Raw genomic sequence first — 25,193 nt, 5'->3', positions numbered from 1 at the left:
CTAAAACTCAAACTGATAGAGCAGATCAAGTGCCTGGTCTACGCCGGACACTGCTTCCAGATATAGCTTAGGCATAAGGCGATAGCGTAACGTGAGTGTTGCCAGTGAGTCAAAGATCCCCACGCCATATTTTACCTGCAGACCCGGCAGTACATAGCCACTGACCACCACTTGCGAGGAGTCACCCACGCCCTGGGTGTCCAGTGCCAGATTGCTTACGCCGAACGTCTCGCCGATTTTACCCACAACCTGCCCACTTTGTGCAACCCCCAGACCCACTAACATCGAGGTCATCGCTGCACTGTCGCTCTGGCCGCTCTCCAGTCCTTGCCCACGCAGCAGGTAAGACAGGGCTTCCTGTTGCGACATTGCCGGGTCGGAGAAGATCTCCGCCTTCGGTTCATCAGCAGAGCCGGTAACGCGAACACCCGCAATAACGTCGTTTTCGGTGGCTTCCGGGTTACGAATCGCTTCGATATTGAGCAGTGGCTGATCCGGTGGGCCGGAGAACAGCAGTTCACCTTTACGCACAATCAGATCCTGACCATAGGCATGGAAGCGCCCTTCAGGAATATTGATCTGGCCGTTCAGACCCAGTCCCTGTTTGTCCTGCGCGACTTTCAGATCCCCTGTCAGTCTCGCCTTCAGCCCAAACGCATCCAGACGCACGTTATTGCCGACGTGAACGGTGAGGTTACTGTTGATCGGAATACCAGCGCTCTTCTGTTCAACGGGTTTGAGATTTTCATTGAGCATGACTTCGTCACTGGAGACGCCCACCGCGCTCTCAGGCACCTCGTGCACCACGATGCGTGCCCACGGTACGTCCACGTTGCCGTCCAGCGTGAAGAGGCTTGGGGTGGCTTCAAAGACAATATCCGGGGATACGTCCAGACGTACCATCGGCGGTACGGTGATCCGCACCTTGCTGCCTTTGGCCGCGACACGGGCCCGCCAGTTATCAAGCTGGCTCCAGTCGGCGTCGCCGCTGAGGTTGATTTGCCCCTGCTGGGTACGCACCACCCCGGCGAGGGTCGAGCTCATGCCGTTGAAGTTCATTGCAATCTGGCTTGGCTGCATATCAAACGGCATAAAGTTGCCGTCGATATCCACGCCGTTAAGCTGCATCTGGCCAAACAGCTGCGGGCTTTGCGCATTGCCCGCCAGACGCAGGTTCGCGCTGAGCATCCCCTCCGCTTTTTCTCCGCGTGAGAAAATCGGGTTGGCCATCGCCAGGTTGAAGTTGCGGATATTAACGTTACCGGCGAGATTACGGCGTCCTTGCGGATCGGTAATCTGCACCTGCCCGTCAAACTGACCGTTGTTGGTCAGACGGATAAGCCACCCCAGCTCCGCGCGGTTGTTATGCAGATCGGCACTCAGGTTGAGGGTATCAAACGCCACCGGCAGCGGTGCGTCGTTCACCTCCTGTATCACCTTCACGTTACGACCAGAGAGCGTCACGCTACCCTGCGGCAGCCCCTCTTTGGTTGTGTCCCACGCGACATCGGCTTTCCCGCTAAAGACGCCGCTGGCCTGAGTCGTCTCCGGCATAAACGGTTTTAGCATCGCCAGGTCGAAGCGATTAAGGTTGATCTGCGCACGCCCTTCCGCCCCCGCATCAATGGTCTGCGGCACGCACAGTTCCGCATTCGGGTTGGTCCAGCAGTGCGGTCCGATACTGATCTTTTGTTCGGCGTTGCGGTAGTCCAGCGCGATAGAGCGGGACAACGCCAGCGGCCCTACCGGGGTGTTGAAGCGGGTATTGTCCAGCGTTCCTTTCCAGCGCGCCTGTTTGCGATCAAAGCTTCCGGTCAGATGAAGCTGACCGGATACCGGCTCGCCCTGCACCTTAAGCTGGAGATCGTGCTGTTTTTCGTTACCTTTGGCATCCAGAGTGACCAGATTAATGTTCACGTCGGGCTGAGAAATGCGCTCCACGCGCAGGTTCAGGTTACCGCCAATCTGATCGGTGGATTTCACATCCCCTTCGACGCGAACCCGCGCAACGGTCAGCGCCTGCCAGCGCAGGTTGCTGGCGGTGATATCGGCCAGCAGCTGCGGAGCCTCTACCGTGCCGCGCACCTTCACTAACCCTTTCGCCGTGCCGCCCAGCCCTGGCAGGGCGTTATCCAGATTTGGTGCATCAATGGTGGCATCCAGATTAAGATCTTTCACCCCCAGCTCGCCTTTGATATCCGCCGTGTTACGGCCCAGCGCCACGTGCAGACCCGGGATCACCCACTGCAGATAGCTGTTGCCCTTCAGCGAGCCTTCAACGTTGACCTTATTCTGCTTCACGTTACCGGTAAGCTTGATTTCCGGCACGTCCATCTGCCACGTACCGCCATACAGGCTGCCGCGGGTTTTGATCAGGCCGTCAAGTTTTGATGGCCAGTCCGGCACCTCTTTGGCCGTGTTGATCCCCGTCAGCTTCAGCTCGCCGCGCCAGCTGATCGCCTGCTGCCAGTCAAGCAGCGCGGTGAGTTCAGTTTTGCCTTCCAGCGCCGCGACGGTCAGTTTGTCGAGATTCACCTGCTGCTCGTTGCCTTTAGCATCCAGCGTAATCGTCGCAGGCGGAACACCTTGCCCCTTCACCGCCGTGCGGAACGACAGGGTGTAATCCGTCATTTTGCCGCTCAGCTTGAGCTTCAGGTCATCGGCCTGGAACTGTTTTTCGCCGGTGAACGGCCAGTAGAGCTGCTTACTGACAACTTCTAGGTTGAGCGGCAGCCCCGCTTCCGCCAGCTGCGTTTGCGCGCGCAGATCCATATCCACCGGGCCGGAGAGGTTAACGCCGACATCCAGTTTATCGCGCAGCGCCCCGCCCACTTTGACTTTCACTTTTTCGCCTTTCAGCGGGTCGATGTTGAGCGAACTGTTCAGGGTGATATCCACCGGCCAGTTGTCGCGCAGCAGGGCATTCCCTGACGCGTTAACCGAGCCCTGGTTGGTGTCGATATCCAGCGCGTCGAGCTTCATGTTGCCGTCGATGCTGCTGACTTTAAGCAGCATGTGGAAGACCGTCAGATCGGTATCGCCGGTGAGACGCAGCTGCTCGCCTTTAAACTCTTCGATATTCAGGTTCAGCGGCAGATGAACGTCCGTCATCTCCGGCAGCACAGGTTTAGAGAAGAGATCTTTCAGCGTTTCGCCCAGCGGTTTCTCTTCCGGCTGCGGGTTCTGGATCTTCGGTTCGACAATTTCTTCCTGCGCCACGTCCGCCACTTTCGGCAGCGCAATCAGCAGCCCCTGAAGGGAGGTTGGCGTCAGGGTGAGGTTTTTCTCCTGCCAGCGCAGGCCGGAGGTGAAATCCATGACGGAGACGGTGGTGTCGTCGATTTTGACATTGACGTTATCCAGCGCCACTCGATAGAGGGCAATCGGATACGGTGTGGAGAGATTCAGCGGGCCGCTATCCTCTTCCTCAACGGGTGCCGATTTCGGCATTTTCTTCGAATCTATCGCCACGTTCACGTCTTTCAGCGACAGATCGTTAACGCACAGCTTGCTGTCCCGCAGGCAGCCCAGCTTCACCGCGAGATGAAATTCCCCCGCGTTTACCGCCACGCCAGGCTGCTCGTAGCGGATGTTTTTCAGACGCAGATCGCGCCAGCCGCCTGTCACCTGGCCAATTTCCAGCCCGGGAACCCAGCGGTTAGCCGCGTTAAACAGCAGATGCAGGCCAGACGTCGTTCCGACCAGAAACGCCACCGTACCGAGCAGCAGTACGATAAAAATCAGCACCCCGAGGCTTATCTTCTTCCATAAACTCATAATTCAGGCCCCAGACCGATGTAAAACTGTAAACCGTGTTCTTCTTTATCACCCACCGGCACGGCGAAATCGAGCTTGATTGGCCCGACGGGAGACTGCCAGCGTACGCCCACGCCCGCGCCGGTTTTAAAGTCGCTGCGGCGGATATCGCTTACCGCTTCGCCGCCGTCGACAAACATCGCGCCCCACCATTTTCCGCTGACGTTGTACTGGTACTCCAGCGAGCCGGTAGCCAGCTTGGAGGCACCAATCAGCTTGCCGTCATCATCTTTCGGCGCGATGGATTTGTATTTGTAACCGCGAATACTGCGGTCGCCACCGGCGAAGAAGCGCAGATCCGGCGGAACTTTGTCGAAGTCGCCGGTTTCAATCCAGCCGAGGTTGCCGCGCATCACGAAGCGGTGTTTGTCATACAGCGTGCGGATCCAGACGTTTTGCGCCTGAATCACCGAGAAATCCACATCGGAGCCCCACATGGTGTTGGAGTAATCAATGGAGTAACGCTGGGAATCACCCCAGGTTGGCATCAGGCCGCCGCGCGAGCGGGTACGGCTGATCATCACCCCCGGATAGAGCAGCATAGTGGTGTTGGTGACGTTGGCCTGGGTAAAGTGGTCCAGACTCCAGCGCAGGTTAATGGCGCGCTGCCAGCCGCTGGAGAGGTCCCAGTATCGCGATACCGCAAGCGTGGTGGAATCTGCCTCGGTATCGTTCAGGTCGGTACGCTTAAAACCGCCCTGAACAAGGTAATACTGTTCAAGCGGGTTTTTCAGCAGCGGCATTTTGTAGCTGAAATCGAGCTGCTGTTCCGGCGCTGAGATACTGGCGCTGGTGGTCAGGCTATGGCCGTATGAGTTCATCCACGGCTTTTTCCACGTGGCTTTCACGCGCGGACCGACGTCGGTCGAATAACCAACACCGGTCTCAATGGTGTTCTCGGTGCGCGGCGAAACAACGCCATGCAGCGGCAACACCTTGGTTTTGCGCGATTTATCAAACTCCGGCGCGACAACCACCGAGTTAAACCACCCGGTGGCGGAGAGGCGGCGGTTCAGCTCCGCCAGATCACGCGACTGGTAGTAATCGCCCTTTTTGAAAGGCACGAGGTTTTGCAGATACTCTTCACGAATTTGTGAGCCTTCGAAGGTCACATCGCCGAAACGATAACGTTCGCCGCTGTCATAATCGATATCCCAGAAGGCCTGGTGCCTGTCGAGCGCAATGCCCAGCTGGCTTTTGTCGAACTGGCTGTCAAAGTACCCCTTACGCAGGGAAACGCTCGTCAGCTCTTTTTTGAAATGGTCGTAGTCACCGTGGTTCAGCACGGTACCGTTTTTCGGCCGCGTGCTGAGCAGATCCAGGTAATCCCGGTCCGTACGCGCGCCGCCGCGCAGAATGACGTTAGTGCCGCCGATCAAGACCGGCTCACCCGGTGAAACGCGGGCAATAAGCACCTGCCGCCCCTTCTTTGGCGGCGGACGGAGATCGAAATCAATGGTGGGTTCGTAATAACCCAGCGCTTTCAGCCCTTCGCGGATCGCATCATCCACGCGCGCGCGAAAACGCCGGTCCGGCGTCACTTCGTCGCTCTCGATGGTCGACAGCTGCGCACGCACGTTTTTTTCCAGCGCCCCGGATAACCCCTCAACCTGCAAACGGACATTCGCCGCGCTGGCAACCCCGCTTGTCAGCAATAAACTGACCAAACATAACTGGCGGATTTTTGTCACGTTTTCTCCTGAATATCCCTTTTTCCACCCTGGAAGCAAATGAAGTGCCGCTCCGCGGCAAAATACGGCCTGTTAGCCAAAAACCCACATCACGGGTTGAAAACGGGTGTAACACCCAAATATTTCTTATGATTAAATCTAGACTCATTCAGCGCATTTATTGTGTTCAATTAAACGCTTCGTGACAACCTTAACCGAAACATCGCAGCCCGGGAGGCCCCCATCGTGAGTTTATTCGACAAAAAGCATCTTGTTTCACAAGCTGATGCATTACCGGGACGCAACACCCCTATGCCTGTGGCGACCTTACACGCCGTGAATGGCCATTCAATGACAAACGTTCCTGATGGAATGGAAATCGCCCTGTTCGCCATGGGCTGCTTCTGGGGCGTAGAACGCCTCTTCTGGCAACTCCCCGGCGTTTACAGCACCGCGGCGGGCTACACGGGGGGGTATACGCCAAACCCAACCTACCGCGAAGTGTGCTCTGGCGAGACCGGTCATGCCGAAGCCGTACGCGTGGTGTATGACCCTGCCGTCATTAGCTATGAGCAGCTTCTGCAGGTGTTCTGGGAAAACCACGACCCGGCCCAGGGCATGCGTCAGGGTAACGACCACGGCACCCAGTACCGCTCGGCTATCTACCCTCTCACTCCGGAGCAGGAGACGGCCGCCCGCGCAAGCCTTGAGCGCTTCCAGAAAGCGATGCACGATGCCGGTGACAACCGCGAGGTCACTACGGAAATCGCCTCTGCCAAACCGTTCTATTATGCGGAAGACGACCACCAGCAGTACCTGCATAAAAACCCGTACGGCTACTGCGGTATCGGGGGTATCGGCGTCTGCCTGCCACCACAGCTGGCCTGATTACTGGTCTAGCGCCACGCGAGCCGCGTGGCGCGTGGCATTACTGACCGACCCATAATTCATGACTTTTCCCTGCAACAGCAGGTTAAAAACCGGTGCCTGCGGCCTGTTAAGGCGGGTCTGCAGCAGGTGCACGGCCTCAATCCCCAGTTCGCGGCAGGGCACCGTGACCCCCGTGACCGGTTTTTCCAGCCGGTGCGCTAAATTCCAGGCAAAATCGGTGGTAATCAGAGAGATGTCTTCCGGAACGCGCAGCCCGTGGCGGGTTAATGCCCTCACCACACCTTCGGTCATGCTGGTGCTGTTCGGGAAAATCACCTCTGGCCACTGCGCTCTGTCATGACTCAGCAGCCACTCATCCAGCGCCCGCTCGGCTTCGTCTGCGGTAAACCACTCCGTCACGAGTAAATCACGCTGCGGCTCAAAGGCGACGTGAAAATGGCGATACGCCTCTTTAATGCCATCCAGACGAGCATAAAGCGTATCTCGCCGAAGGCAGGTCAGCGTCAGGACCCGCCGGTGCCCCTGTTCAAAGAGATACTGCATGGCGGTGAAGCCGATCGCCCGATGATCGGGTGATACCGAATCCAGTACCCGCTCCCGGTCCACGGAATTAATTAAGACGCAGGGTTTATTGAGCGTGCTGGCCAGTTTAAATATGGTGGCATCATCAGTACCAATAATAATTATCGCGTTGATGTTCTTCTGGCTGGCCTTTTCCATAAATAATTTTACATCGGCGTGCTGTTCTTCTAATCCGCAACAGCTGACCCACACATTGTGTGGCGAGCAGGCCTCAGCAATCCCTTTGGTCACCTCAAGATAAAAAATATCGCCGCGCCCCTGAAAGGTTCTTTCCGGAGCAAAAACGGCAATACCGTTAATCAACAGCCGTCCACTGGCCATGGACTCCAGCACGCCCAGCTCTCGTGCGGTGCGAACGATCGCATCCCGGGCTTTATCGCTGGTATATGACTTGCCGCTTAATACCCTCGACACCGTGCTAACGGAATATCCCGTGAGGGCCGCGATCTCCTCCATTTTTAACCTGCCCGGCATAGTGTGACCTCGCTCTCAATCAGTTTTTGCAAATATTTGCAGAAACAGCCTTTTGATTTTAAAACCAAATTTCAGAAAGCCTGGAGATTACTTATTCACCTTGCGAGTATTCTCACAAAAACACATTGTCGCTACGCCTCGCCTTTCCTATTTTCCGGTCATCACTTCTTTTCAACTGAAATTAAGGTGTGACATGGAGAAGGTACGTTTTGGCATTATTGGTATAGGTAATATCGGTACGGTCCACGCACGTTATTTACTCGCGGGTACGGTCAATGACGCCTGCCTGACGGCAGTTTGTGACAATGCGCCGGAAAAACACCCGGCCATTCGCCAGCTGGTGGGGGCCATTCCCCTGTTCAGTGATGCCCAGGAGATGATCCAGAGCGGGCTTATCGACGCGGTGATTGTCGCCACGCCCCATTACGAACATCCGCGCCTGTCGATGCTGGCGATGCGTAACGGCATTCATACCCTGTGTGAAAAACCGGCAGGCGTTTATACGGCGCAGGTGCAGGAGATGAACGCCTGCGCGCGCGAGTGCGACGTGGTGTTTGGCATCATGTACAACCAGCGACCAAACCCGCTCTACCGGAAGGTTAAGGATCTTATCGACAGCGGTGAGCTGGGCGAGATCCGCCGCTCTAACTGGATAATCACCAACTGGTACCGCTCGCAGAGCTACTACAACTCCGGCGGCTGGCGCGCGACCTGGAAAGGAGAAGGCGGCGGCGTCTTGCTCAACCAGGATCCGCATCAGCTCGATCTCTGGCAGTGGCTGGTGGGCATGCCGGTCCGTCTGCGCGCGTTTTGCCAGTTCGGCAAACATCGTGACATTGAAGTGGAAGACGAGGTCACCGCCTATGCCGAGTATGCCAATGGGGCTACCGGTGTATTTATCACTACCGTGGCAGAAACGCCGGGGACAAATCGCCTGGAGATCGTCGGGGATCGCGGCAAAGTGGTCGTCGAAGAGGGACGGCTTCGCTACTGGCGGCTACGTGAGTCCGAAACCGCGTTTAACGCCCGCTGGCAAAACGGTTTTGGGGAGCCTGAATGCTGGGAGGTCGACATTCCTGTCGCCGCCGAATGCAGCGAACATCATGTCATTACCGCAAACTTCTGCGCCGCCATCCTGCGCGGTGAACCGCTGATTGCGCCGGGCCTGGACGGGATCCACGGCCTGACGCTCTCCAATGCCATGCATCTTTCCACCTGGACTGACGACTGGGTCGAACTGCCGATCAACGAGAAACACTACTTGCGCCTGCTCCAACAACGCATCAGCACCTCAGTTGCTAAAGAGGCCATAAACGTGACGCTTGATGCCTCAGGCACCTGGTAACTCCGGAGACGACACGATGCTAAATATCGCCATTGTAGGTACAGGCAATATCTCACATAACCATATTCAGGGTTATTTGCAGTTTGGTCAGCGCTGCCGGATTGTCGCGCTGGTGGATATCTACCCGGAAAAAGCGCACGAGAAAAAAACGCGCTACGGCCTGACGCAGGCCCGCGTGTATGAGAGCCATCAGCAGATGCTGGCATCCGAGCCAGACGTCGATATCGTCGATGTCTGCACCCCGCCGTATGTCCACGCACAAATAAGCATTGATGCACTGGAGGCCGGGTGCCATGTGCTGTGTGAAAAGCCGATGGCCGCCTCGCTTGAGGAGTGCGACGCGATGATTGCGGCTCAGCAGGCCAGCGGCAAAACGCTCTCCATCATTGCGCAAAATCGCTTTACCGATGCCTTCTGGCGCTTAAAAGCAGCGCTGGATTCCGGCCTCGCGGGCAAAATCTGCCATGCGCAGGTGGATTCGTTCTGGTGGCGCGGCCACTGCTATTACGATCTGTGGTGGCGTGGCACCTGGGAAAAAGAGGGGGGCGGCTGCACGCTCAATCATGCGGTTCACCATATCGACGCTATTCAGTGGATGCTCGGGTTTCCATCCGAAGTGGTGGCGATGATGACCAACGTGGCGCATGACAATGCCGAAGTGGAAGACCTCAGCGCCGCAATATTCAAATATCCCAGCGGCGCACTCACGCAGCTTACCGCCTCGGTGGTGCATCACGGCGAAGATCAGAAGATCGTCATCCAGGGCGAGCGCGCACGCATCTCTGCCCCCTGGCAAGCCTGTGCCAGCGTGAGTGCCGATAACGGTTTTCCTCAGGAAACTCACGACCAGCAGCGGGAAGCACAGCTCAACGCTGTTTTTGCGCAGACACCGGCACTCGCGTGGACGCTGCATACCGGGCAGATTAACGACCTGCTGCTGAGTATTGAACGCGGCACGGCCCCGCTGGTGGATGGATTACAGGGAAAACGCTCGCTGGAGTTGATTACCGCAATTTATAAATCTGCCATCACCCGCACCGTGGTCTCGCTCCCCATTCCACGTGACGATCCGTTTTACCGTACCGGCGGGATTAACACCCTCGTCCCCCGTTTTCATGAGAAATCCGCAAGCGTAGCCAACTTCAGCGAAGTGGGCGCTATCCCCCTGGGTAAAGATCTGGATCGAGGAATCTGAAGATGAATAAACATGACGGAATGAACTACGCGCCAGTCGGCAAACCTCAGCCCGTTGTCCGGGAAGGTGAATTTGTCTTTGCCGCTGCCGCGCTTGACCACGGGCATATTTATGGAATGTGTAACGGGCTGATTGAAGCCGGCGCCACGCTGAAATGGGTTTACGATCCCGATCCGTCCAGAGTGGATAAATTTATCCAGCAGTATCCGCAGGCCAGAGTGGCAGATTCGCTGGAGGCGATCCTCGCCGATAACGAGGTACGTCTGGTGGCAGGCGCCGCCATCCCCTCTGAACGCTGTGCGCTGGGGCTGAAATCGATGGCAGCGGGGAAGGATTACTTTACCGACAAAGCGCCGCTCACCACCCTTGAACAGCTGGCAGATGCCAAAGCGATGGTTGAAAAAACCGGTAAGAAATACGCGGTTTACTACAGCGAACGTCTGCATGTTGAGAGTGCTGTCTTTGCCGGTCAACTGGTAAAGCAAGGTGCCATCGGCGACGTGGTACAAACGCTGGGGACAGGCCCACACCGTGAAGGCGAAGGAAGGCCAGACTGGTTTTACGATCGGCGATACTTCGGCGGCATCCTGTGTGACATCGGCAGCCATCAGATTGAGCAGTTCCTTTTTTACACCGGCAACCGCGATGCTACCGTGATGGCAAGCCAGGTCCGGAACGTTAAACACCCGCAGTACCCCGCCTTTGAAGATTTTGGCGACGCAATGCTCAAAGGCGAAAACGGTGCCAGCGGCTACTTCCGCTGCGACTGGTTTACCCCGGACGGGCTGTCCACATGGGGTGACGGGCGACTGACGCTGCTCGGCACCGAGGGTTACATCGAAATCCGCAAATACGTCGATTTAACCCGCGGCGTGCAGGATGTGGTTTATCTCGTCAATAAAGAGGGGGAGTTCCGTTATCCGGTGGCAGGCCAGGTCGGATTCCCGTTCTTTGGCGAACTGATCCTCGACTGTCTCCATCGGACTGAAAATGCCATGACGCAGGCGCACGCCTTCAAGGCTGCGGAGCTCTGCGTGAAGGCTCAAATGCTCGCCAACGCGGCGGGTTAAGGGGAGCCGGAGATGACTATCCTGAATACCGCTATCATTGGCGGCGGGGCGATTCATGGCTGCCATGTCAATGCCCTGCGCCAGATACCCAACGTCGCGCTGCGTGCGCTGGTCGACATCGACAGCGTTAAAGGACTGGCGCTGGCGAAAGACTATCAATGCCGTTTTTATCAGGATTACCGGGAAATGCTGCTGGATGATGCCATCGACGTGGTACACATCTGTACGCCCCACTTCGAGCATAAAGAGATGATTCTGGCGGCACTCGCCGCCGGGAAGCATGTTTTTTGCGAAAAACCGGTGGGCATGAACACCCGTGAACTCATTGATATCACCCGTGCCGCCGATCGGGCTCAGCGCCTGCTCGGCGTGTGCTATCAGAACCGGCTCAACCCCACCAGCCAGCGTATTCGGCAGGAGTTAGGCCATGGACAGCTGGGGAAAATGCTCAGCATCAGGGCAGTACTCACATGGTCACGCGCGGGCGCTTACTACACGCAAAGCCCCTGGCGCGGTCGGCTGGCAACAGAAGGCGGGAGTCTGCTGATCAACCAGGCAATCCATACACTCGACCTGATGCAGTGGTTCGGCGAAGGCGTGACGCGAGTGAAAGGCGTGGTGGATAGCGGTGAGCTGGCAGACGTGACCGAAGGCGAAGACAGCGCAATGGCCACGCTACACTTCGCCAACGGCGCCCGCGGCCTGTTTTATGCCAGCAATTGCCACACCACGGACGCCCCTCTCCTGCTGGAGATCCACTGTGAACGCGGCTCGCTGCTGCTGAATGACAACACTCTCTGGCGCGTCACGCCGGGTGAGCGGTTAAAACTGGCAAGCGATGATTCCCCCGACGGCACGGTAAAAAGCTACTGGGGGCTGGGTCATCAGCAGGCGATCCACCGGTTTTATACTGCCGTTCATCATCCGGAAAACAGAGACTATATCGATATCCGTACCGCCGGAAAATCACTCACCCTTGTGGAGGCTATTTATCGGTCATCTCAAACAAGACAATGGATAAATATCAACAACCAGAACGTAATTTGAATTCCAGACGTGAATAAAAATACGCCCCGTAAAACGGGTTAATCATTACCCTACACTGGATATTATTATGGTCAAACCAACTGAACGTAGAGTTGGTTATGGCGTGGCGCTTGGCTACGGCATAACCGATCTGTTTGGCGGAGGCGCTTTCGCCATTATCGGCACCTGGCTGTTATTTTTTTACACGACCTATTGCGGGCTGTCTGTTATTGAAGCGGGCTCTATATTTGCTATCGCCCGCGTCATTGATGCGCTGTTAAGCCCGATCATGGGTTATATCACTGATAATTTTGCGGGTACCTGGCTCGGCCGTAAATTTGGCCGTCGCCGTTTCTTTTTATTACTGAGTTCCCCGTTAATGTTTTTGTATGCCCTGTTGTGGCTGACGGATATGGGGTACTGGTATTACCTGGGAACCTATCTCTCGATTGAACTGCTGTCGGCGATGGTGCTGGTGCCGTGGGAGACGCTGGCCGCAGAAATGACGAACCGCTATGAAGAGCGCAGCCGACTTTCAGGGGTGCGCATGATCTGCTCCCAGCTTGGGGGGTTCCTTGCCGTTTCCGTCCCCGGCGTCATTATGCAGTTCACCGGGAAAGACAATCCGTTTACCTATACGCTCACCGGCCTGATATTTTCCTGCGTTTTTTGCCTTGCGGTGTTTATTACGTGGTACACCACGTGGGAAGCGAAAGATGTGCATCAGGAGTCCGATTTTAAGATAGATAACCAGCGCAGCAGCGGGGTAGCCAATCATCTGAAATATTTGGTACTGGACCTCTTTTCGTCCTTTCGCATCCGCGCATTCCGCCTGCATATCATTATTTATATCTTCTCGTTTACTGCGATGGACGTCTTCGGCTCGGTCTTTACCTATTATGTCGTTTATTGTCTGAGCCAGGATGCGGCGGCCGTGTCGGGCTGGCTGAGCATTGCCGCCTTTGCCTCGGTACCAGGCACGTACGGATTTATGCTGCTTTTGAACCGGCTGAATATCACGCCGTCCGCTGCGCTGCGCCTCTCTTATGGCTGTATCTTCGCCGTGCTGGTATTCCTGTTTACGGTCTACCTCACCAAAACGCAGGTGCCAACGCTGCTGTTCTCGGGGGTCTTTATCCTGCTCGGTGCCGCCCGCTCTGGTCTTTATTACATCCCGTGGAATATCTACAGTTTCATCCCTGATATCGATGAGATTGTAACGCAGCAGCGCCGCGAAGGGATTTTTGCCGGCGTGATGGTATTGACCCGCAAAAGCACCGTGGCGATTGCCATCATGATCATCGGCCTGGTGCTGCAGGAGTCAGGGTTTGTGAAGGGCAGCGGCGCACAGCCTGAAAGCGCGCTGGGGGCCATTATCGGCCTGCTGATTTTCGCGACGGCGGCCCTTCTGGCCGTGAGCTTCTTCACGACCTACAAATTTAAACTGACCCGCGAGACGCACAAGCTGCTGCTGAAGGAGATTGCGCGCCGCAAGCTGGGCGGAGATTATCGCGACTGCGACGCCAACACCCGGGTGGTGATCAAACAGCTCACCGGCTATGAGTATGACCAGGTGTGGGGAGGGGATGCCACGCGCCGGGCGGCAGGAAACGCCAGTTTATCCGCAGTAAAATAGCCGTACGTACCGGGCAGCGCTTCGCTACCCGGCCGGTTTTATGCCAAAATGTGACCTCTGGCAGATTTACACGCCTTTACGCTATACTACCCGCTGAAATAATCAGCTCAACGCTACGAGCTGACGTTCTATGTGTCTTCACACAAATGTAATTAACTTCCCTTCCGAGGATCTGGCTGAAGCCGGATAAACTATGTTAAACAGTATTTTAGTGATACTTTGTCTCATTGCCGTCAGTGCATTTTTCTCGATATCCGAGATCTCGCTGGCCGCCTCCCGTAAAATCAAACTGAAACTGCTTGCTGACGAAGGCAACGTTAACGCATCACGCATACTCAAAATGCAGGAAAACCCGGGAATGTTTTTCACCGTGGTGCAGATTGGCCTGAACGCGGTCGCCATCCTGGGCGGTATCGTGGGGGATGCGGCATTTTCACCAGTGTTTCATGGCCTCTTCGCACGCTACTTTTCACCTGAACTCTCCGAGCAACTGAGTTTTATTCTCTCCTTCTCGCTGGTGACTGGCCTGTTCATCCTCTTCGCTGATCTGACCCCGAAACGCATCGGTATGATTGCGCCAGAAGCTGTGGCTTTGCGCATCATCAACCCGATGCGCTTCTGCCTGTTCCTGTTCCGTCCGCTGGTGTGGTTCTTCAACGGCCTGGCCAATAGCATTTTCCGCCTGTTTAAAATTCCAATGGTGCGAAAAGACGATATCACCTCTGATGATATTTATGCGGTCTTCGAAGCGGGTGCCCTGGCGGGCGTGCTGCGCAAGCAGGAGCACGAGTTGATTGAGAACGTGTTTGAGCTGGAATCCCGTACCGTACCGTCATCCATGACCGGACGTGAAAACGTGATTTGGTTCGACCTGCACGAAGACGAGCAGAGCCTGAAGCAAAAGGTGGCCGAGCACCCGCACTCCAAGTTCCTGGTCTGTAATGAAGATATCGACCACATCATCGGTTATGTGGACTCGAAAGACCTGCTGAACCGCGTGCTGGCTAACCAGAGCCTGGCGCTCAACAGCGGCGTTCAGATCCGCAATACCCTGATTGTTCCGGATACCCTCACCCTCTCTGAAGCGCTGGAAAGTTTCAAAACGGCCGGTGAAGATTTTGCCGTTATCATGAACGAATACGCGCTGGTGGTGGGCATCATCACCCTCAACGATGTGATGACCACGCTGATGGGCGACCTGGTTGGCCAGGGTCTGGAAGAGCAGATTGTTCAGCGTGACGAGAACTCATGGCTTATCGACGGCGGTACGCCGATTGACGATGTCATGCGCGTGCTGGATATCGACGAGTTCCCGCAGTCAGGTAATTACGAGACCATTGGCGGCTTTATGATGTTTATGCTGCGAAAAATCCCGAAACGTACCGACTCGGTGAAGTTCTCTGGCTACAAGTTTGAAGTGGTGGATATTGATAACTACCGCATCGACCAGCTGCTGGTGACGCGTATCGATAATAAACCGACCGTGCTGGTGCCGCGGATGCCTGACGCAGAAGAGAAAGTGTCGGCGTAAGGTCCATAAACATCAACGGCTCCCATCGGGAGCCGTTTTTTTATCAACTGCGTTTTTAACTACTGCATAGCACTTTGGTTAAGCCATCTCAGTTTGCAGACGCATAACCTGACGGTTGACTTCAGACATCACAGACAGATGCTGCTTGTCCTTCACTTTTGGGATAAGGATCTTGCCCTTATCAAACTCAAAAGCGCCAACATCCTTGATATACAACCGTCCACGGAACAGGATCTTCACGTACTTCGCCACCTGAAGCGGGTTGTAGCGTTGGAAAATTTTCATTCTTGTATCTCCTGCGAATCATACGCTCTTGCGGTGCCACAATCGGCCCGACTGTCCTGAGCGCAAATTTTGTTGCCCAAAGACTATAGACCAGAACTACGGTGTTACCCAGTATGCATAAGTTTATTTACCGTTTGATTACAATTATTCAGAATAATCTTTGCAAAGCTTCACTCAGGGCAGTATAAGCCGTCGTTTTTTCATGGATATGTGCGTTCACCCGCAAACTGGCATCGGGATTGCGGGAAAACCACATTGATCGCACTTATGATTAAAAGCGTATGACCAAGTGGTCGGATCACCTGCAAACAATAAGGAAACACCATGACCCTACGTACTATCCTTGCAGCAGCCTGTCTGCTTCTGCCTCTGTGGGCTAGCGCTCACGCGATTGAAAAAGGACAACGAGTACCACCAGTCGGCATTGCTGACCGGGGAGAATTGATTCTCGACAATGATAAGTTTAGCTACAAAGCGTGGAATAGCGCGCAGCTCGCAGGCAAAGTGAGAGTTGTACAACATATTGCCGGTCGTACATCCGCAAAAGAGAAAAATGCCAACCTGGTGGAAGCGATCAAGGCCGCAAAATTCCCACACGACCGCTACCAGACCACCACGATTGTTAATACTGACGATGCCATTCCTGGCTCCGGCATGTTTGTGCGTTCAAGCCTTGAGAGCAATAAAAAACTCTATCCGTGGTCGCAGTTTATTGTCGACAGCAACGGCGTGACGCGTAAGGCGTGGCAGCTGGAGGAAGAGAGTTCCGCAATCATCGTGCTGGATAAAGACGGCCGCGTGCAGTGGGTGAAAGACGGGGCATTAACCCAGGAAGAGGTGCAGCAGGTTGTCGCCCTGCTGCACAAACTGCTGGCTCAATAAATAGAGACGCGGAAGCCGGGGTTAAGGAAGGATTCGCGCGGGGTGTAGTCCAGCGGCTTACCCTGCCAGTCATGAACATGTGCCCCGGCGGCCGTGGCGACCGCATGCCCTGCCGCGGTATCCCAGACGTTCGTTGGCCCAAAGCGAGGGTAGAGCTGAGCATGACCTTCCGCCACCAGACAGAATTTCAGTGATGAACCAATCGAGGTCGTCTGGTGTTCACCCAGCTGTTGCAGATATTCCTGCAGTTCGCTGTCGCTGTGTGACCGGCTGATCACCACCAGCGGTGGACGCGCATCGCGCACCTGAATCTGCTTACGCACGCCGCACTCTTCCTTCCACGCCTTACCGTCTGCAGCGCTGTACATGACTTTCATCACCGGCGCGTATACCACCCCAAGCACCGCTTTGCCTTTTTCAATCAGCGCGATGTTGACGGTGAACTCACCGTTACGCTTGATAAACTCTTTGGTGCCGTCGAGGGGGTCCACCAGCCAGTAACGCTGCCAGTGCTGACGCTCGTCCCAGCTCTGCGGCGCTTCTTCTGACAGGACCGGGATATCCGGCGTTAAGGCCTGCAGTCCTTGCAGGATCACCTTGTGAGCCGCGATATCTGCCGCGGTGACCGGAGAGTCATCTGCCTTGCTGACGACCTCCATCGGTTTTGCACCGTCATACACCTGCATGATGGCATCTCCCGCATCCCGTGCGAGCTGACAAATCTTATCTAACATTCTCCACCTCTTTGTTAACGCAGTGGGGTTAACTCTTTGTTTTAGTTATATCGTAATGGGAACAATTCCGCTATCTGTGAAGCAATTCTGGTTTCATGGCGCTTTTTTCTGTCAGGATTCACATTTATGTAAGCAACACGCTATAGATACATACTCTTTTGTGGCCTGGATCGAAAAAAGGACTCCTCTGATGATTAAGTTTAGCGCAACGCTCCTGGCGACGCTGATTGCAGTGAGCGTACAGGCGGCGACGGTAGACCTGCGAATTCTGGAAACTACCGACCTGCACAGCAACATGATGGACTTCGATTACTACAAAGATACCCCGACGGAAAAATTCGGACTGGTACGCACGGCAAGTTTGATCGCTGCCGCCCGCAATGAAGTTAAAAACAGCGTGCTGGTCGACAACGGCGATCTCATTCAGGGTAGCCCGCTCGGGGACTATATGGCGGCGAAGGGGCTGAAGAAAGGCGAGATCCACCCGGTGTATAAAGCGATGAACACCCTGGACTATACCGTCGGCAACCTGGGCAACCACGAATTTAACTACGGCCTGAAGTACCTGCACGATGCGCTGGCTGGCGCGAAATTCCCGTACGTTAACGCCAATATCATCGACGTTAAGACGCAGAAGCCGCTCTTTACCCCCTATCTGATTAAAGAGACCGAGGTTGTCGATCAGGACGGTAAAAAACAGACGCTTAAAATCGGCTATATCGGCTTTGTGCCGCCGCAAATCATGACCTGGGATAAAGCCAACCTCGACGGTAAAGTGACCGTTAACGATATTACCGAAACTGCGCGCAAATACGTGCCGGAAATGCGCGAAAAAGGCGCAGATCTGGTGGTGGTGGTTGCGCACTCGGGACTCTCCGCCGATCCGTATCAGGCCATGGCGGAAAACTCCGTTTATTATCTGAGTGAAGTCCCGGGCGTCGATGCGATCCTGTTCGGCCACGCCCACGCGGTCTTCCCGGGTAAGGACTTTGCCAACATTAAGGGTGCAGACATCGAGAAAGGGACGCTCAATGGCGTGCCGTCGGTGATGCCGGGCATGTGGGGCGACCACCTTGGTGTGGTGGATCTGGTACTCAATAACGACGGCGGCGACTGGAAGGTCACTCAGTCAAAAGCAGAGGCGCGCCCGATTTACGACGCTGCGGCTAAAAAATCACTCGCCGCCGAAGATAAAAAACTGGTCGACGTGCTGAAGCATGACCACGACGCCACCCGCGACTTCGTCAGCAAGCCGATCGGTAAATCCGCCGATAACATGTACAGCTACCTGGCGCTGGTCCAGGATGACCCGACTGTCCAGGTGGTTAACATGGCGCAAAAAGCCTATGTCGAACATGTTATTCAGGGCGACCCGGACCTGGCAAAACTGCCGGTGCTGTCGGCCGCGGCACCGTTCAAAGTGGGCGGGCGTAAGAATGACCCGGCAAGCTACGTTGAAGTCGAAAAGGGCCAACTGACCTTCCGTAACGCCGCCGATCTCTATCTCTATCCGAACACCCTGGTGGTAGTGAAAGCGACAGGTAAAGAGGTGAAGGAATGGCTGGAGTGCTCTTCCGGACAGTTCAACCAGATCGATCCGAAGAGCAGTAAACCGCAGTCGCTGATTAACTGGGATGGCTTCCGGACCTATAACTTTGACGTGATTGACGGCGTGGAGTATCAGATTGATGTTACCCAGCCTGCAAAATATGACGGCGAATGCCAGGTCATTAACCCGCAGGCCGAGCGCATCAAAAACCTGACCTTTAAGGGCAAAGCCATCGACCCGAATGCCACCTTCCTGGTGGTAACCAATAACTACCGCGCCTACGGCGGCAAGTTTGCCGGCACGGGAGATAGCCATATTGCCTTTGCCTCACCGGACGAGAACCGCTCGGTGCTGGCGGCGTGGATCAGCGCGGAGTCCAAAAAAGCGGGGGGCATTCATCCGGCAGTGGACAACAACTGGCGCCTGGCTCCCATTCACAGCGACACGCCGCTGGACATCCGTTTTGAAACTTCACCGTCCGATAAAGCGGCGGCGTTTATTAACGATAAAGCCCACTATCCGATGAAGAAAGTTGCAACGGATGATATTGGCTTCGCCATTTATCAGGTGGATTTAAGCAAGTAACGCGGTGTGTGCCGGGTAGCGGCTTCGCCTTACCCGGCCTGCCTTTACGCCGCGCGTTCTTCCCGGTTCGCCATCACCTGCGGCGTATGCACTTCTATCCAGTCCGCCAGCGCGGCCACTTTCTCACTCACCTCTGTCCCTAACGGCGTCAGGCTATACTCAACGTGCGGTGGTACAACCGGATACGAGACGCGATTAACAAACCCGTCCTGTTCCAGCGCCTGTAGCGACTGGGCCAGCATCTTTTCGCTGACGCCTCCCATTTTTCGGCGCAGGTCGCTGAAACGGTGGGTTCCCTGCCGCAGGGCCACCAGAATCAGCACGCCCCAGCGGCTGGTGACATGTTTGAGAACCTCTCTGGAAGGACACTGTTCCGCGAAGAGGTTGCCATCGCGCATTTGTTCGCTGAGTGTCGGTATCGTTGTTTTCATACTTACCTTTATGTGCGTACTTACTAAAAGTTAGCTATGGTGCTAGTGTGCCACAACACCAGACAAACACGAAGAGGATTCATCATGATCGCAATTACCGGCGCAACCGGCCAGCTTGGCCAGCTCGTTATCGAACAGCTGTTAAACACCGTACCGGCAAACCAGATTGTGGCGATTGTCCGCAATCCGGCAAAAGCTGAAGCCCTGCGCCAGCAGGGAATTACCGTTCGTCAGGGGGATTACGCTGACGAAAGCACAATGACCTCCGCGCTTAAGGGCGTAGAAAAGCTGCTGCTGATCTCCTCCAGCGAAGTGGGTCAGCGCGCCACCCAACATCAGAACGTCATTAATGCTGCCAAAGCCGCTGGCGTGAAATTCATCGCCTATACCAGCCTGCTGCATGCGGATAAATCGCCGCTGGGTCTGCACGTTGAACACGTCGCGACGGAGAAGGCGCTGGCAGAGTCCGGCATCCCTTACGCCCTGCTGCGTAACGGCTGGTACACTGAAAACTATCTGGCGAGCGCACCGCCCGCGCTGGAGCATGGCGTATTTATTGGCGCGGCCGGTGAAGGCAAAATCGCCTCTGCCACCCGTGCGGATTACGCGGCTGCCGCGGCAAAAGTCATCTCCGGGGACGGTCATGCAGGCAACGTATACGAGCTGGCCGGCGACCACGCCTGGACGCTGAGCGAACTGGCGGCCGAACTCAGCAAACAGAGCGGCAAAAACGTGGCGTATCAGAACATGAGCGAGGCGGATTTTGCCGCGGCGCTGAAGGGCGTTGGCCTGCCTGCCGGGCTGGCGGAGATGCTGGCGGACTCCGATGTGGGCGCGTCTAAAGGCGGTCTGTTTGACGACAGCCATACGCTGAGCAAACTGATCGGGCGTCCAACCACACCGCTTTCAGAGAGCATTAAAGCCATTCTGTAAATGTTGCAAAATGGTTATTTTTTGTAGCATCCCCTCGGGTCATCTCTGATAATGGAGAGATGACTCATGAGGAGGTTCACCGTGCAGGGCGTACCGGAACAGTTCATTGATGAGAGAGACAGCGCGCGCTTTCGCCATCTGGCGCATTTGCCGGGCCTGGAGCTTTATCACGCGCATATTTCTGACTACGCCTTTGAGCCTCATACGCATGAAGCCTTCGGCATCGGCACCATTGAAACCGGTGCCGAACGCTTTCGCTATCGCGGTACCCAGCATCTCGCGGCGGAAAAATCCGTCGTGACCATGAACCCGGACGAGATCCACACCGGGGAGTCGGCGACGGATGGCGGCTGGCGCTACCGGATGGTTTACATTGAACCCGACCTGCTGGAAGAGGTGACCGGCCTTCGCCACTGGTGGTTTAGCGACGTAACCCGCCATGACCCGCTGCGCTCACAGCAAATCGGCAGGCTTATCTATGGCCTGTGGCATACGGACGACCCGCTGGCGCAAAAAGGCCTGCTGCTGGATCTGATCGAGACCTTCCAGCCGTTAGCCCGCCACGCGCCGGTTACCCGGGAAGGTGCACACCGGTTCGAACGGGTACGTGAGTATATGCACGACAACTACATGCACGCCCTGACGCTGGACGAGCTGGCCAACGTGGTCTCACTCAGCCCCTACCATTTTCAGCGCCAGTTCAAGGCGCATTTCCATGTCACTCCGCATCAGATGCTGATGGCTATCCGCCTGTGGCGCGCCAAAGCGTTTCTCACGCACGGCATGCCCGCCGCCGAAGTCGCCGCCGCGACCGGGCTGACCGATCAGTCCCATTTGACTCGCGCCTTTACCCGCCGCTATGGCATTACCCCCGTGCGCTACCAGAAGCAGGTCTTTAAGCGCTGATGCGCAACCTCATACAATACGCGCGCCCTTCCCCCTCCTACACTGAACGCAGAATAAACCAATGTGGATGGAAAAATGATTAGTGGTGTGTTGTATGCCCTGCTTGCGGGTCTGATGTGGGGACTGATTTTTGTCGGCCCGCTGATCGTGCCGGAGTACCCGGCAATACTGCAGTCGACCGGACGTTATCTGGCACTGGGGCTGATTGCTCTCCCGCTGGCGTGGCTCGGTCGTGCACGTTTGCGTCAACTCGGCAGACAGGACTGGTTCACCGCGCTGGCGCTGACCATGATGGGCAACCTTATCTATTATGTTTGCCTGGCGAGCGCCATTCAGCGAACCGGGGCACCGGTATCTACCATGATTATCGGCACGCTGCCCGTGGTGATCCCGGTCTTCGCTAACCTGCTTTACAGCCACCGCGACGGGAAGCTGGCGTGGTCAAAAATGGTACCAGCGTTGGTGTGTACCGCCGTGGGGCTGGTCTGCGTCAACATTGCCGAGCTGCAGCATGGGCTGGAGAACTTCTCACTGTTGCGTTACGGTTCTGGCATCCTGCTGGCATTCGTTTCCGTGGTGTGCTGGGCGTGGTATGCCCTGCGCAATGCGCGCTGGCTGCGGGAAAACCCGGATAAACACCCGATGATGTGGGCGACGGCTCAGGCGTTGGTCACGCTCCCGGTTTCGCTTATGGGCTATGTGGGGGCCTGTCTCTGGTTAGGCCACCAGCAACCGGATTTCGCTCAACCGTTCGGACCGAGACCGTGGGTCTTCGTCGGGCTGATGCTGGCGATTGCGGTGCTCTGCTCATGGGTGGGCGCGCTGTGCTGGAATATCGCCAGCCAGAAGCTGCCGACGGTAATTTTAGGGCCGTTGATTGTATTCGAAACGCTGGCCGGGCTGCTTTACACCTTCCTGATGCGCCAGAGCGTACCGCCGCTGTTAACTGCCTGCGGGATTATATTGCTGGTCGTTGGGGTCGTGATGGCGGTGAGAGCAAAGCCGGAAAAACCGATGGTCGTTCCGGCTTCAGAGAGTTAAAACGTTTCCCAGTTCGCTTCAGACGTCGCCGCGACAGGTTTAGCCGCTGGAGTGTAGCTTTTCACCGGCGCGGCGTTGACCACCGGGTTGCGGGTAATTTTAAACACCGCCACCGCTTCGTTCAGGCGTGCCGCCTGATCTTCCAGCGCGGCCGCCGCTGCCGCAGACTCCTCTACCAGCGAGGCGTTCTGCTGGGTCACGCGATCCATCTCGGCCACCGCCTGACCTACCTGATCGATACCGCGGCTCTGCTCGTCAGAGGCAGAGGCAATCTCGCCCATGATGTCGGTCACGCGGGTGACCGCATTCACGATCTCTGCCATCGTCGCCCCGGCTTCGTTTACCAGCTGTGAGCCGGCATTCACGCGCTCGCCGGAATCGTCGATCAGCGCTTTAATCTCTTTTGCCGCCTGAGCGCTACGCTGGGCAAGGGTACGCACCTCACCTGCGACCACCGCAAAGCCACGGCCCTGCTCGCCTGCACGCGCGGCTTCCACCGCCGCGTTCAGCGCCAGGATGTTGGTCTGGAAAGCAATGCCGTCGATTACGTTGGTAATTTGCGCAATTTTGCTGGAACTGGTCGCAATGTCGTCCATGGTGCGCACCACACCTTCCACCACGTTACCGCCCTTCTTCGCGGTTGAGGAGGCATCGAGCGCCAGACGGGAAGCCTGACGTGCGTTATCGGCGTTTTGTTTTACCGTGGCGGTCAGTTGTTCCATGCTGGCAGCCGTCTCTTCCAGAGAGGCAGCCTGCTGCTCGGTACGGGAAGAGAGGTCGTTGCTGCCCGCAGAGATTTCCCCTGCACCGGTGTAAATGGTGTCTGCGCCTTCACGCACCACGCCCACCGTGTTTGCCAGCGAAGTTTGCATCTCCTGAACGTTGCGCGCCAGGATTGCCATTTCATTCTTACCCTCTGCCTGAATCGGCTGGGTCAAATCCCCTGCGGCAATGGCGCGGATATGGCCGATCACATCCTGCAGCGGCAGCAGCAGAACGCGGCGCATCGCAATCCAGCTGGAGACGATCACAGCAATCACCAGCAGCATGACCGCAGAGAGGATCCACAGGATACGTTTATAATCGTTTTCGTTGTCTTTAATCCCTCTGTCCGTGAGGACGGCCTGCGCTTCACGCCATTCACGGTACACGTTCTGCATCGCGGTCTGTTTCTGCTCCGCATTCTGCTTGAACATATCTTCCAGATTGCCCTGGCCCAGCAGGACGTTCATTTGCGTCAGCGTGGCGGAGTAAATACGGTACTGCTCTTCCAGACGGTTAGCCAGATTCTCGTCCAGACCTGGAGTATTAGGCAAAGCGTAGTATTTATCGTAATGGGACTGCGCATCCGCCAGCAGGTTCTTCGCCGTGTTCACCAGTTCATTCAACTGGCCGCCGTTAATCTGAGACGCCATGCTGCTTTGCAGACGCAGCATGCCGCGGTTCAGGGTCACGCGGGCCTGGTTGAGGCTGATCCATGCATCGGTAAACTCGGCGACATTCTGGCTTGAGAGCTGCGAGACGGTGAAGTTATCTTTGTCGTTATTCAGCGCGTTGATAAAAATGCCGGCGGAAATGACTTGCATGATGCCGAGCACAAGCAGCACCGAAATAAGAAGGGTAATGACTTTTATACGTTTAAACATGCGTTGCCTTTTTTATATGCAGGTTTGTCTGACGTGGATATATCGGCAGGCACGGCGAGTTGTTTACTGTTTCCCCACGTTAAAAAACTTTCTAAAGTAATTTCCTGCATTCATTCAGCAAGTTAAAAGTCATTATTTTTTTGTGATCTAGCTCTCACTTTTCCCCTTCCCTCTAAAGGGTTATAGCATCGCCTTAAAGATGCATTTAAAATGCACTTTATATTATTGATGACGAGGTAACTGCTATGGCCTTCCGCGACCAACCCCTTGGCGAGCTGGCGCTCTCCATCCCGCGCGCGTCCGCGCTGTTTCGTAAATACGATATGGATTACTGCTGTGGCGGTAAGCAAACCCTGGCACGTGCCGCCTCGCGTAAAGAGCTGGATGTGGGGCTCATTGAAGCGGAGCTGGCGCAACTGGCTGAGCAGCCTATTGAGAAAGACTGGCGCACTGCAGCCCTTGCCGACATCATCGACCATATCATCGTGCGTTTTCACGACCGTCACCGTGAACAACTGCCTGAACTGATCCTGCAGGCGACAAAAGTGGAGCGCGTTCACGCCGACAAACCTTCCGTACCACGCGGTCTGGCGAAATACCTGACCCTGCTTCACGAAGAGCTTTCCAGCCACATGATGAAAGAGGAGCAAATCCTCTTCCCGATGATCAAACAGGGTATGGGCAGCCAGGCGATGGGGCCCATCAGCGTCATGGAAAGCGAACATGATGATGCAGGCGAGCTGCTGGAAGTGATTAAACACACTACCCATAACGTTACACCGCCACCAGAGGCGTGCACCACGTGGAAAGCGATGTACAACGGCATTAACGAGATGATCGACGACCTGATGGAACACATCAGTCTTGAGAACAACGTCCTGTTCCCGCGTGCCCTCGCAGGTGAATAAAAAAGGCGCCCTAGAGCGCCTTCCTGAGGTTATCATTCGGCCACAGCATCTGTGGCC

The 25,193-nt window shown here is 55.8% G+C and carries 20 protein-coding genes; 13 read left to right on the top strand and 7 right to left on the bottom strand.

Annotated features, from left to right (window positions below; all coding sequences use genetic code 11):
• On the bottom strand, positions 1-3,777 hold the full coding sequence (gene tamB / locus AB6731_RS12660) for an autotransporter assembly complex protein TamB (protein WP_272755743.1): 3,777 nt from the start codon (positions 3,775-3,777) through the stop codon (positions 1-3).
• On the bottom strand, positions 3,774-5,507 hold the full coding sequence (gene tamA / locus AB6731_RS12655; protein WP_020882918.1) for an autotransporter assembly complex protein TamA: 1,734 nt from the start codon (positions 5,505-5,507) through the stop codon (positions 3,774-3,776). Before tamA ends, tamB begins: the two co-directional genes overlap by 4 nt.
• Before the next feature lie 225 nt (positions 5,508-5,732).
• Here tamA and msrA point away from each other — a divergent pair, with 225 nt between their 5' ends.
• Positions 5,733-6,374 (top strand): peptide-methionine (S)-S-oxide reductase MsrA, encoded by a 642-nt coding sequence (gene msrA, locus AB6731_RS12650; protein ID WP_020882919.1) that lies wholly within the window; start codon positions 5,733-5,735, stop codon positions 6,372-6,374.
• Here the strand turns inward: msrA and AB6731_RS12645 are convergent, their stop codons facing one another.
• A complete protein-coding gene (locus AB6731_RS12645) occupies positions 6,375-7,433 on the bottom strand; it encodes a LacI family DNA-binding transcriptional regulator (RefSeq protein WP_014168356.1) in 1,059 nt (352 codons plus the stop codon).
• A 193-nt stretch (positions 7,434-7,626) separates the two neighbouring features.
• On the opposite strand from AB6731_RS12645, the gene AB6731_RS12640 reads away from it, so the two are divergent.
• The 6 genes from AB6731_RS12640 to AB6731_RS12615 all read left to right on the top strand — a co-directional run bounded on the left by AB6731_RS12640 (position 7,627) and on the right by AB6731_RS12615 (position 15,236).
• On the top strand, positions 7,627-8,778 hold the full coding sequence (locus tag AB6731_RS12640) for a Gfo/Idh/MocA family protein (RefSeq protein WP_032681857.1): 1,152 nt from the start codon (positions 7,627-7,629) through the stop codon (positions 8,776-8,778).
• 16 nt (positions 8,779-8,794) lie between these two features.
• Positions 8,795-9,973: a Gfo/Idh/MocA family protein gene (locus tag AB6731_RS12635; protein ID WP_371006427.1), complete on the top strand. Its 1,179-nt coding sequence runs from the start codon at positions 8,795-8,797 to the stop codon at positions 9,971-9,973.
• 2 nt (positions 9,974-9,975) lie between these two features.
• The gene (locus AB6731_RS12630; protein WP_371006426.1) at positions 9,976-11,043 is read left to right on the top strand and encodes a Gfo/Idh/MocA family protein; all 1,068 of its coding nucleotides are present in this window, start codon (positions 9,976-9,978) and stop codon (positions 11,041-11,043) included.
• A gap of 12 nt (positions 11,044-11,055) precedes the next feature.
• Positions 11,056-12,090, top strand: a complete 1,035-nt coding sequence (locus AB6731_RS12625) for a Gfo/Idh/MocA family protein (RefSeq protein ID WP_025205806.1) — start codon at positions 11,056-11,058, stop codon at positions 12,088-12,090.
• A 67-nt stretch (positions 12,091-12,157) separates the two neighbouring features.
• Positions 12,158-13,705 (top strand): MFS transporter, encoded by a 1,548-nt coding sequence (locus AB6731_RS12620; RefSeq protein WP_014168350.1) that lies wholly within the window; start codon positions 12,158-12,160, stop codon positions 13,703-13,705.
• A 193-nt stretch (positions 13,706-13,898) separates the two neighbouring features.
• Positions 13,899-15,236, top strand: a complete 1,338-nt coding sequence (locus tag AB6731_RS12615; protein WP_014168349.1) for a hemolysin family protein — start codon at positions 13,899-13,901, stop codon at positions 15,234-15,236.
• 78 nt (positions 15,237-15,314) lie between these two features.
• Here AB6731_RS12615 and AB6731_RS12610 read toward each other — a convergent pair whose 3' ends face one another.
• Positions 15,315-15,521 carry a DUF1107 domain-containing protein gene (locus tag AB6731_RS12610; RefSeq protein WP_003856054.1) on the bottom strand — a complete coding sequence of 69 codons (207 nt, stop codon included), beginning with the start codon at positions 15,519-15,521 and terminating at the stop codon, positions 15,315-15,317.
• A gap of 324 nt (positions 15,522-15,845) precedes the next feature.
• Between AB6731_RS12610 and AB6731_RS12605 the strand changes: the two genes are divergently transcribed.
• Positions 15,846-16,403 (top strand): YtfJ family protein, encoded by a 558-nt coding sequence (locus AB6731_RS12605; protein ID WP_014168347.1) that lies wholly within the window; start codon positions 15,846-15,848, stop codon positions 16,401-16,403.
• Here the strand turns inward: AB6731_RS12605 and cysQ are convergent.
• The gene (gene cysQ / locus AB6731_RS12600; protein WP_014168346.1) at positions 16,397-17,137 is read right to left on the bottom strand and encodes a 3'(2'),5'-bisphosphate nucleotidase CysQ; all 741 of its coding nucleotides are present in this window, start codon (positions 17,135-17,137) and stop codon (positions 16,397-16,399) included. The two genes, AB6731_RS12605 and cysQ, sit on opposite strands and share 7 nt — an antisense overlap.
• A 190-nt stretch (positions 17,138-17,327) precedes the next feature.
• On the opposite strand from cysQ, the gene AB6731_RS12595 reads away from it, so the two are divergent.
• Positions 17,328-19,271, top strand: coding sequence for a bifunctional 2',3'-cyclic-nucleotide 2'-phosphodiesterase/3'-nucleotidase (locus AB6731_RS12595; protein WP_371006425.1), 1,944 nt, complete (start codon positions 17,328-17,330; stop codon positions 19,269-19,271).
• A 44-nt stretch (positions 19,272-19,315) separates the two neighbouring features.
• On the opposite strand, the gene AB6731_RS12590 is transcribed toward AB6731_RS12595, so the two are convergent.
• Positions 19,316-19,702 carry a helix-turn-helix domain-containing protein gene (locus AB6731_RS12590; RefSeq protein WP_014168344.1) on the bottom strand — a complete coding sequence of 129 codons (387 nt, stop codon included), beginning with the start codon at positions 19,700-19,702 and terminating at the stop codon, positions 19,316-19,318.
• A gap of 84 nt (positions 19,703-19,786) precedes the next feature.
• On the opposite strand from AB6731_RS12590, the gene AB6731_RS12585 reads away from it, so the two are divergent.
• The 3 genes from AB6731_RS12585 (at position 19,787) to AB6731_RS12575 (ending at position 22,582) form a co-directional block, all read left to right on the top strand.
• Positions 19,787-20,635, top strand: coding sequence for an SDR family oxidoreductase (locus AB6731_RS12585; RefSeq protein ID WP_086533163.1), 849 nt, complete (start codon positions 19,787-19,789; stop codon positions 20,633-20,635).
• Positions 20,636-20,716: 81 nt separating this feature from the next.
• Entirely contained in the window at positions 20,717-21,541 is an 825-nt protein-coding gene (locus AB6731_RS12580) for an AraC family ligand binding domain-containing protein (protein WP_371006503.1), read from the top strand.
• Positions 21,542-21,616: 75 nt separating this feature from the next.
• Positions 21,617-22,582 (top strand): DMT family transporter, encoded by a 966-nt coding sequence (locus AB6731_RS12575; protein WP_032679428.1) that lies wholly within the window; start codon positions 21,617-21,619, stop codon positions 22,580-22,582.
• On the opposite strand, the gene AB6731_RS12570 is transcribed toward AB6731_RS12575, so the two are convergent.
• Complete coding sequence (locus tag AB6731_RS12570; RefSeq protein ID WP_014168340.1) at positions 22,579-24,228, bottom strand: methyl-accepting chemotaxis protein; 1,650 nt, start codon at positions 24,226-24,228, stop codon at positions 22,579-22,581. The two genes, AB6731_RS12575 and AB6731_RS12570, sit on opposite strands and share 4 nt — an antisense overlap.
• A gap of 245 nt (positions 24,229-24,473) precedes the next feature.
• Here AB6731_RS12570 and ytfE point away from each other — a divergent pair, with 245 nt between their 5' ends.
• Positions 24,474-25,136 carry an iron-sulfur cluster repair protein YtfE gene (gene ytfE / locus AB6731_RS12565; protein WP_014168339.1) on the top strand — a complete coding sequence of 221 codons (663 nt, stop codon included), beginning with the start codon at positions 24,474-24,476 and terminating at the stop codon, positions 25,134-25,136.
• Positions 25,137-25,193: the final 57 nt, after the last annotated feature.

Source organism: Enterobacter sp. RCC_40 (assembly GCF_041360735.1).
Classification (GTDB): domain Bacteria; phylum Pseudomonadota; class Gammaproteobacteria; order Enterobacterales; family Enterobacteriaceae; genus Enterobacter; species Enterobacter ludwigii.
The sequence above is the reverse complement of the archived record's forward strand: the minus strand, read 5'-3'. Positions and strand labels throughout refer to the sequence as shown.

Coding starts and splice junctions, on each gene's coding strand:
- tamB (WP_272755743.1), bottom strand. CDS start 3,777: ATGAGTTTATGGAAGAAGATAAGCCTCGGGGTGCTGATTTTTATCGTA.
- AB6731_RS12645 (WP_014168356.1), bottom strand. CDS start 7,433: ATGCCGGGCAGGTTAAAAATGGAGGAGATCGCGGCCCTCACGGGATAT.
- AB6731_RS12640 (WP_032681857.1), top strand. CDS start 7,627: ATGGAGAAGGTACGTTTTGGCATTATTGGTATAGGTAATATCGGTACG.
- AB6731_RS12635 (WP_371006427.1), top strand. CDS start 8,795: ATGCTAAATATCGCCATTGTAGGTACAGGCAATATCTCACATAACCAT.
- AB6731_RS12630 (WP_371006426.1), top strand. CDS start 9,976: ATGAATAAACATGACGGAATGAACTACGCGCCAGTCGGCAAACCTCAG.
- AB6731_RS12625 (WP_025205806.1), top strand. CDS start 11,056: ATGACTATCCTGAATACCGCTATCATTGGCGGCGGGGCGATTCATGGC.
- AB6731_RS12620 (WP_014168350.1), top strand. CDS start 12,158: ATGGTCAAACCAACTGAACGTAGAGTTGGTTATGGCGTGGCGCTTGGC.
- AB6731_RS12615 (WP_014168349.1), top strand. CDS start 13,899: ATGTTAAACAGTATTTTAGTGATACTTTGTCTCATTGCCGTCAGTGCA.
- AB6731_RS12610 (WP_003856054.1), bottom strand. CDS start 15,521: ATGAAAATTTTCCAACGCTACAACCCGCTTCAGGTGGCGAAGTACGTG.
- AB6731_RS12605 (WP_014168347.1), top strand. CDS start 15,846: ATGACCCTACGTACTATCCTTGCAGCAGCCTGTCTGCTTCTGCCTCTG.
- cysQ (WP_014168346.1), bottom strand. CDS start 17,137: ATGTTAGATAAGATTTGTCAGCTCGCACGGGATGCGGGAGATGCCATC.
- AB6731_RS12595 (WP_371006425.1), top strand. CDS start 17,328: ATGATTAAGTTTAGCGCAACGCTCCTGGCGACGCTGATTGCAGTGAGC.
- AB6731_RS12590 (WP_014168344.1), bottom strand. CDS start 19,702: ATGAAAACAACGATACCGACACTCAGCGAACAAATGCGCGATGGCAAC.
- AB6731_RS12585 (WP_086533163.1), top strand. CDS start 19,787: ATGATCGCAATTACCGGCGCAACCGGCCAGCTTGGCCAGCTCGTTATC.
- AB6731_RS12575 (WP_032679428.1), top strand. CDS start 21,617: ATGATTAGTGGTGTGTTGTATGCCCTGCTTGCGGGTCTGATGTGGGGA.
- AB6731_RS12570 (WP_014168340.1), bottom strand. CDS start 24,228: ATGTTTAAACGTATAAAAGTCATTACCCTTCTTATTTCGGTGCTGCTT.
- ytfE (WP_014168339.1), top strand. CDS start 24,474: ATGGCCTTCCGCGACCAACCCCTTGGCGAGCTGGCGCTCTCCATCCCG.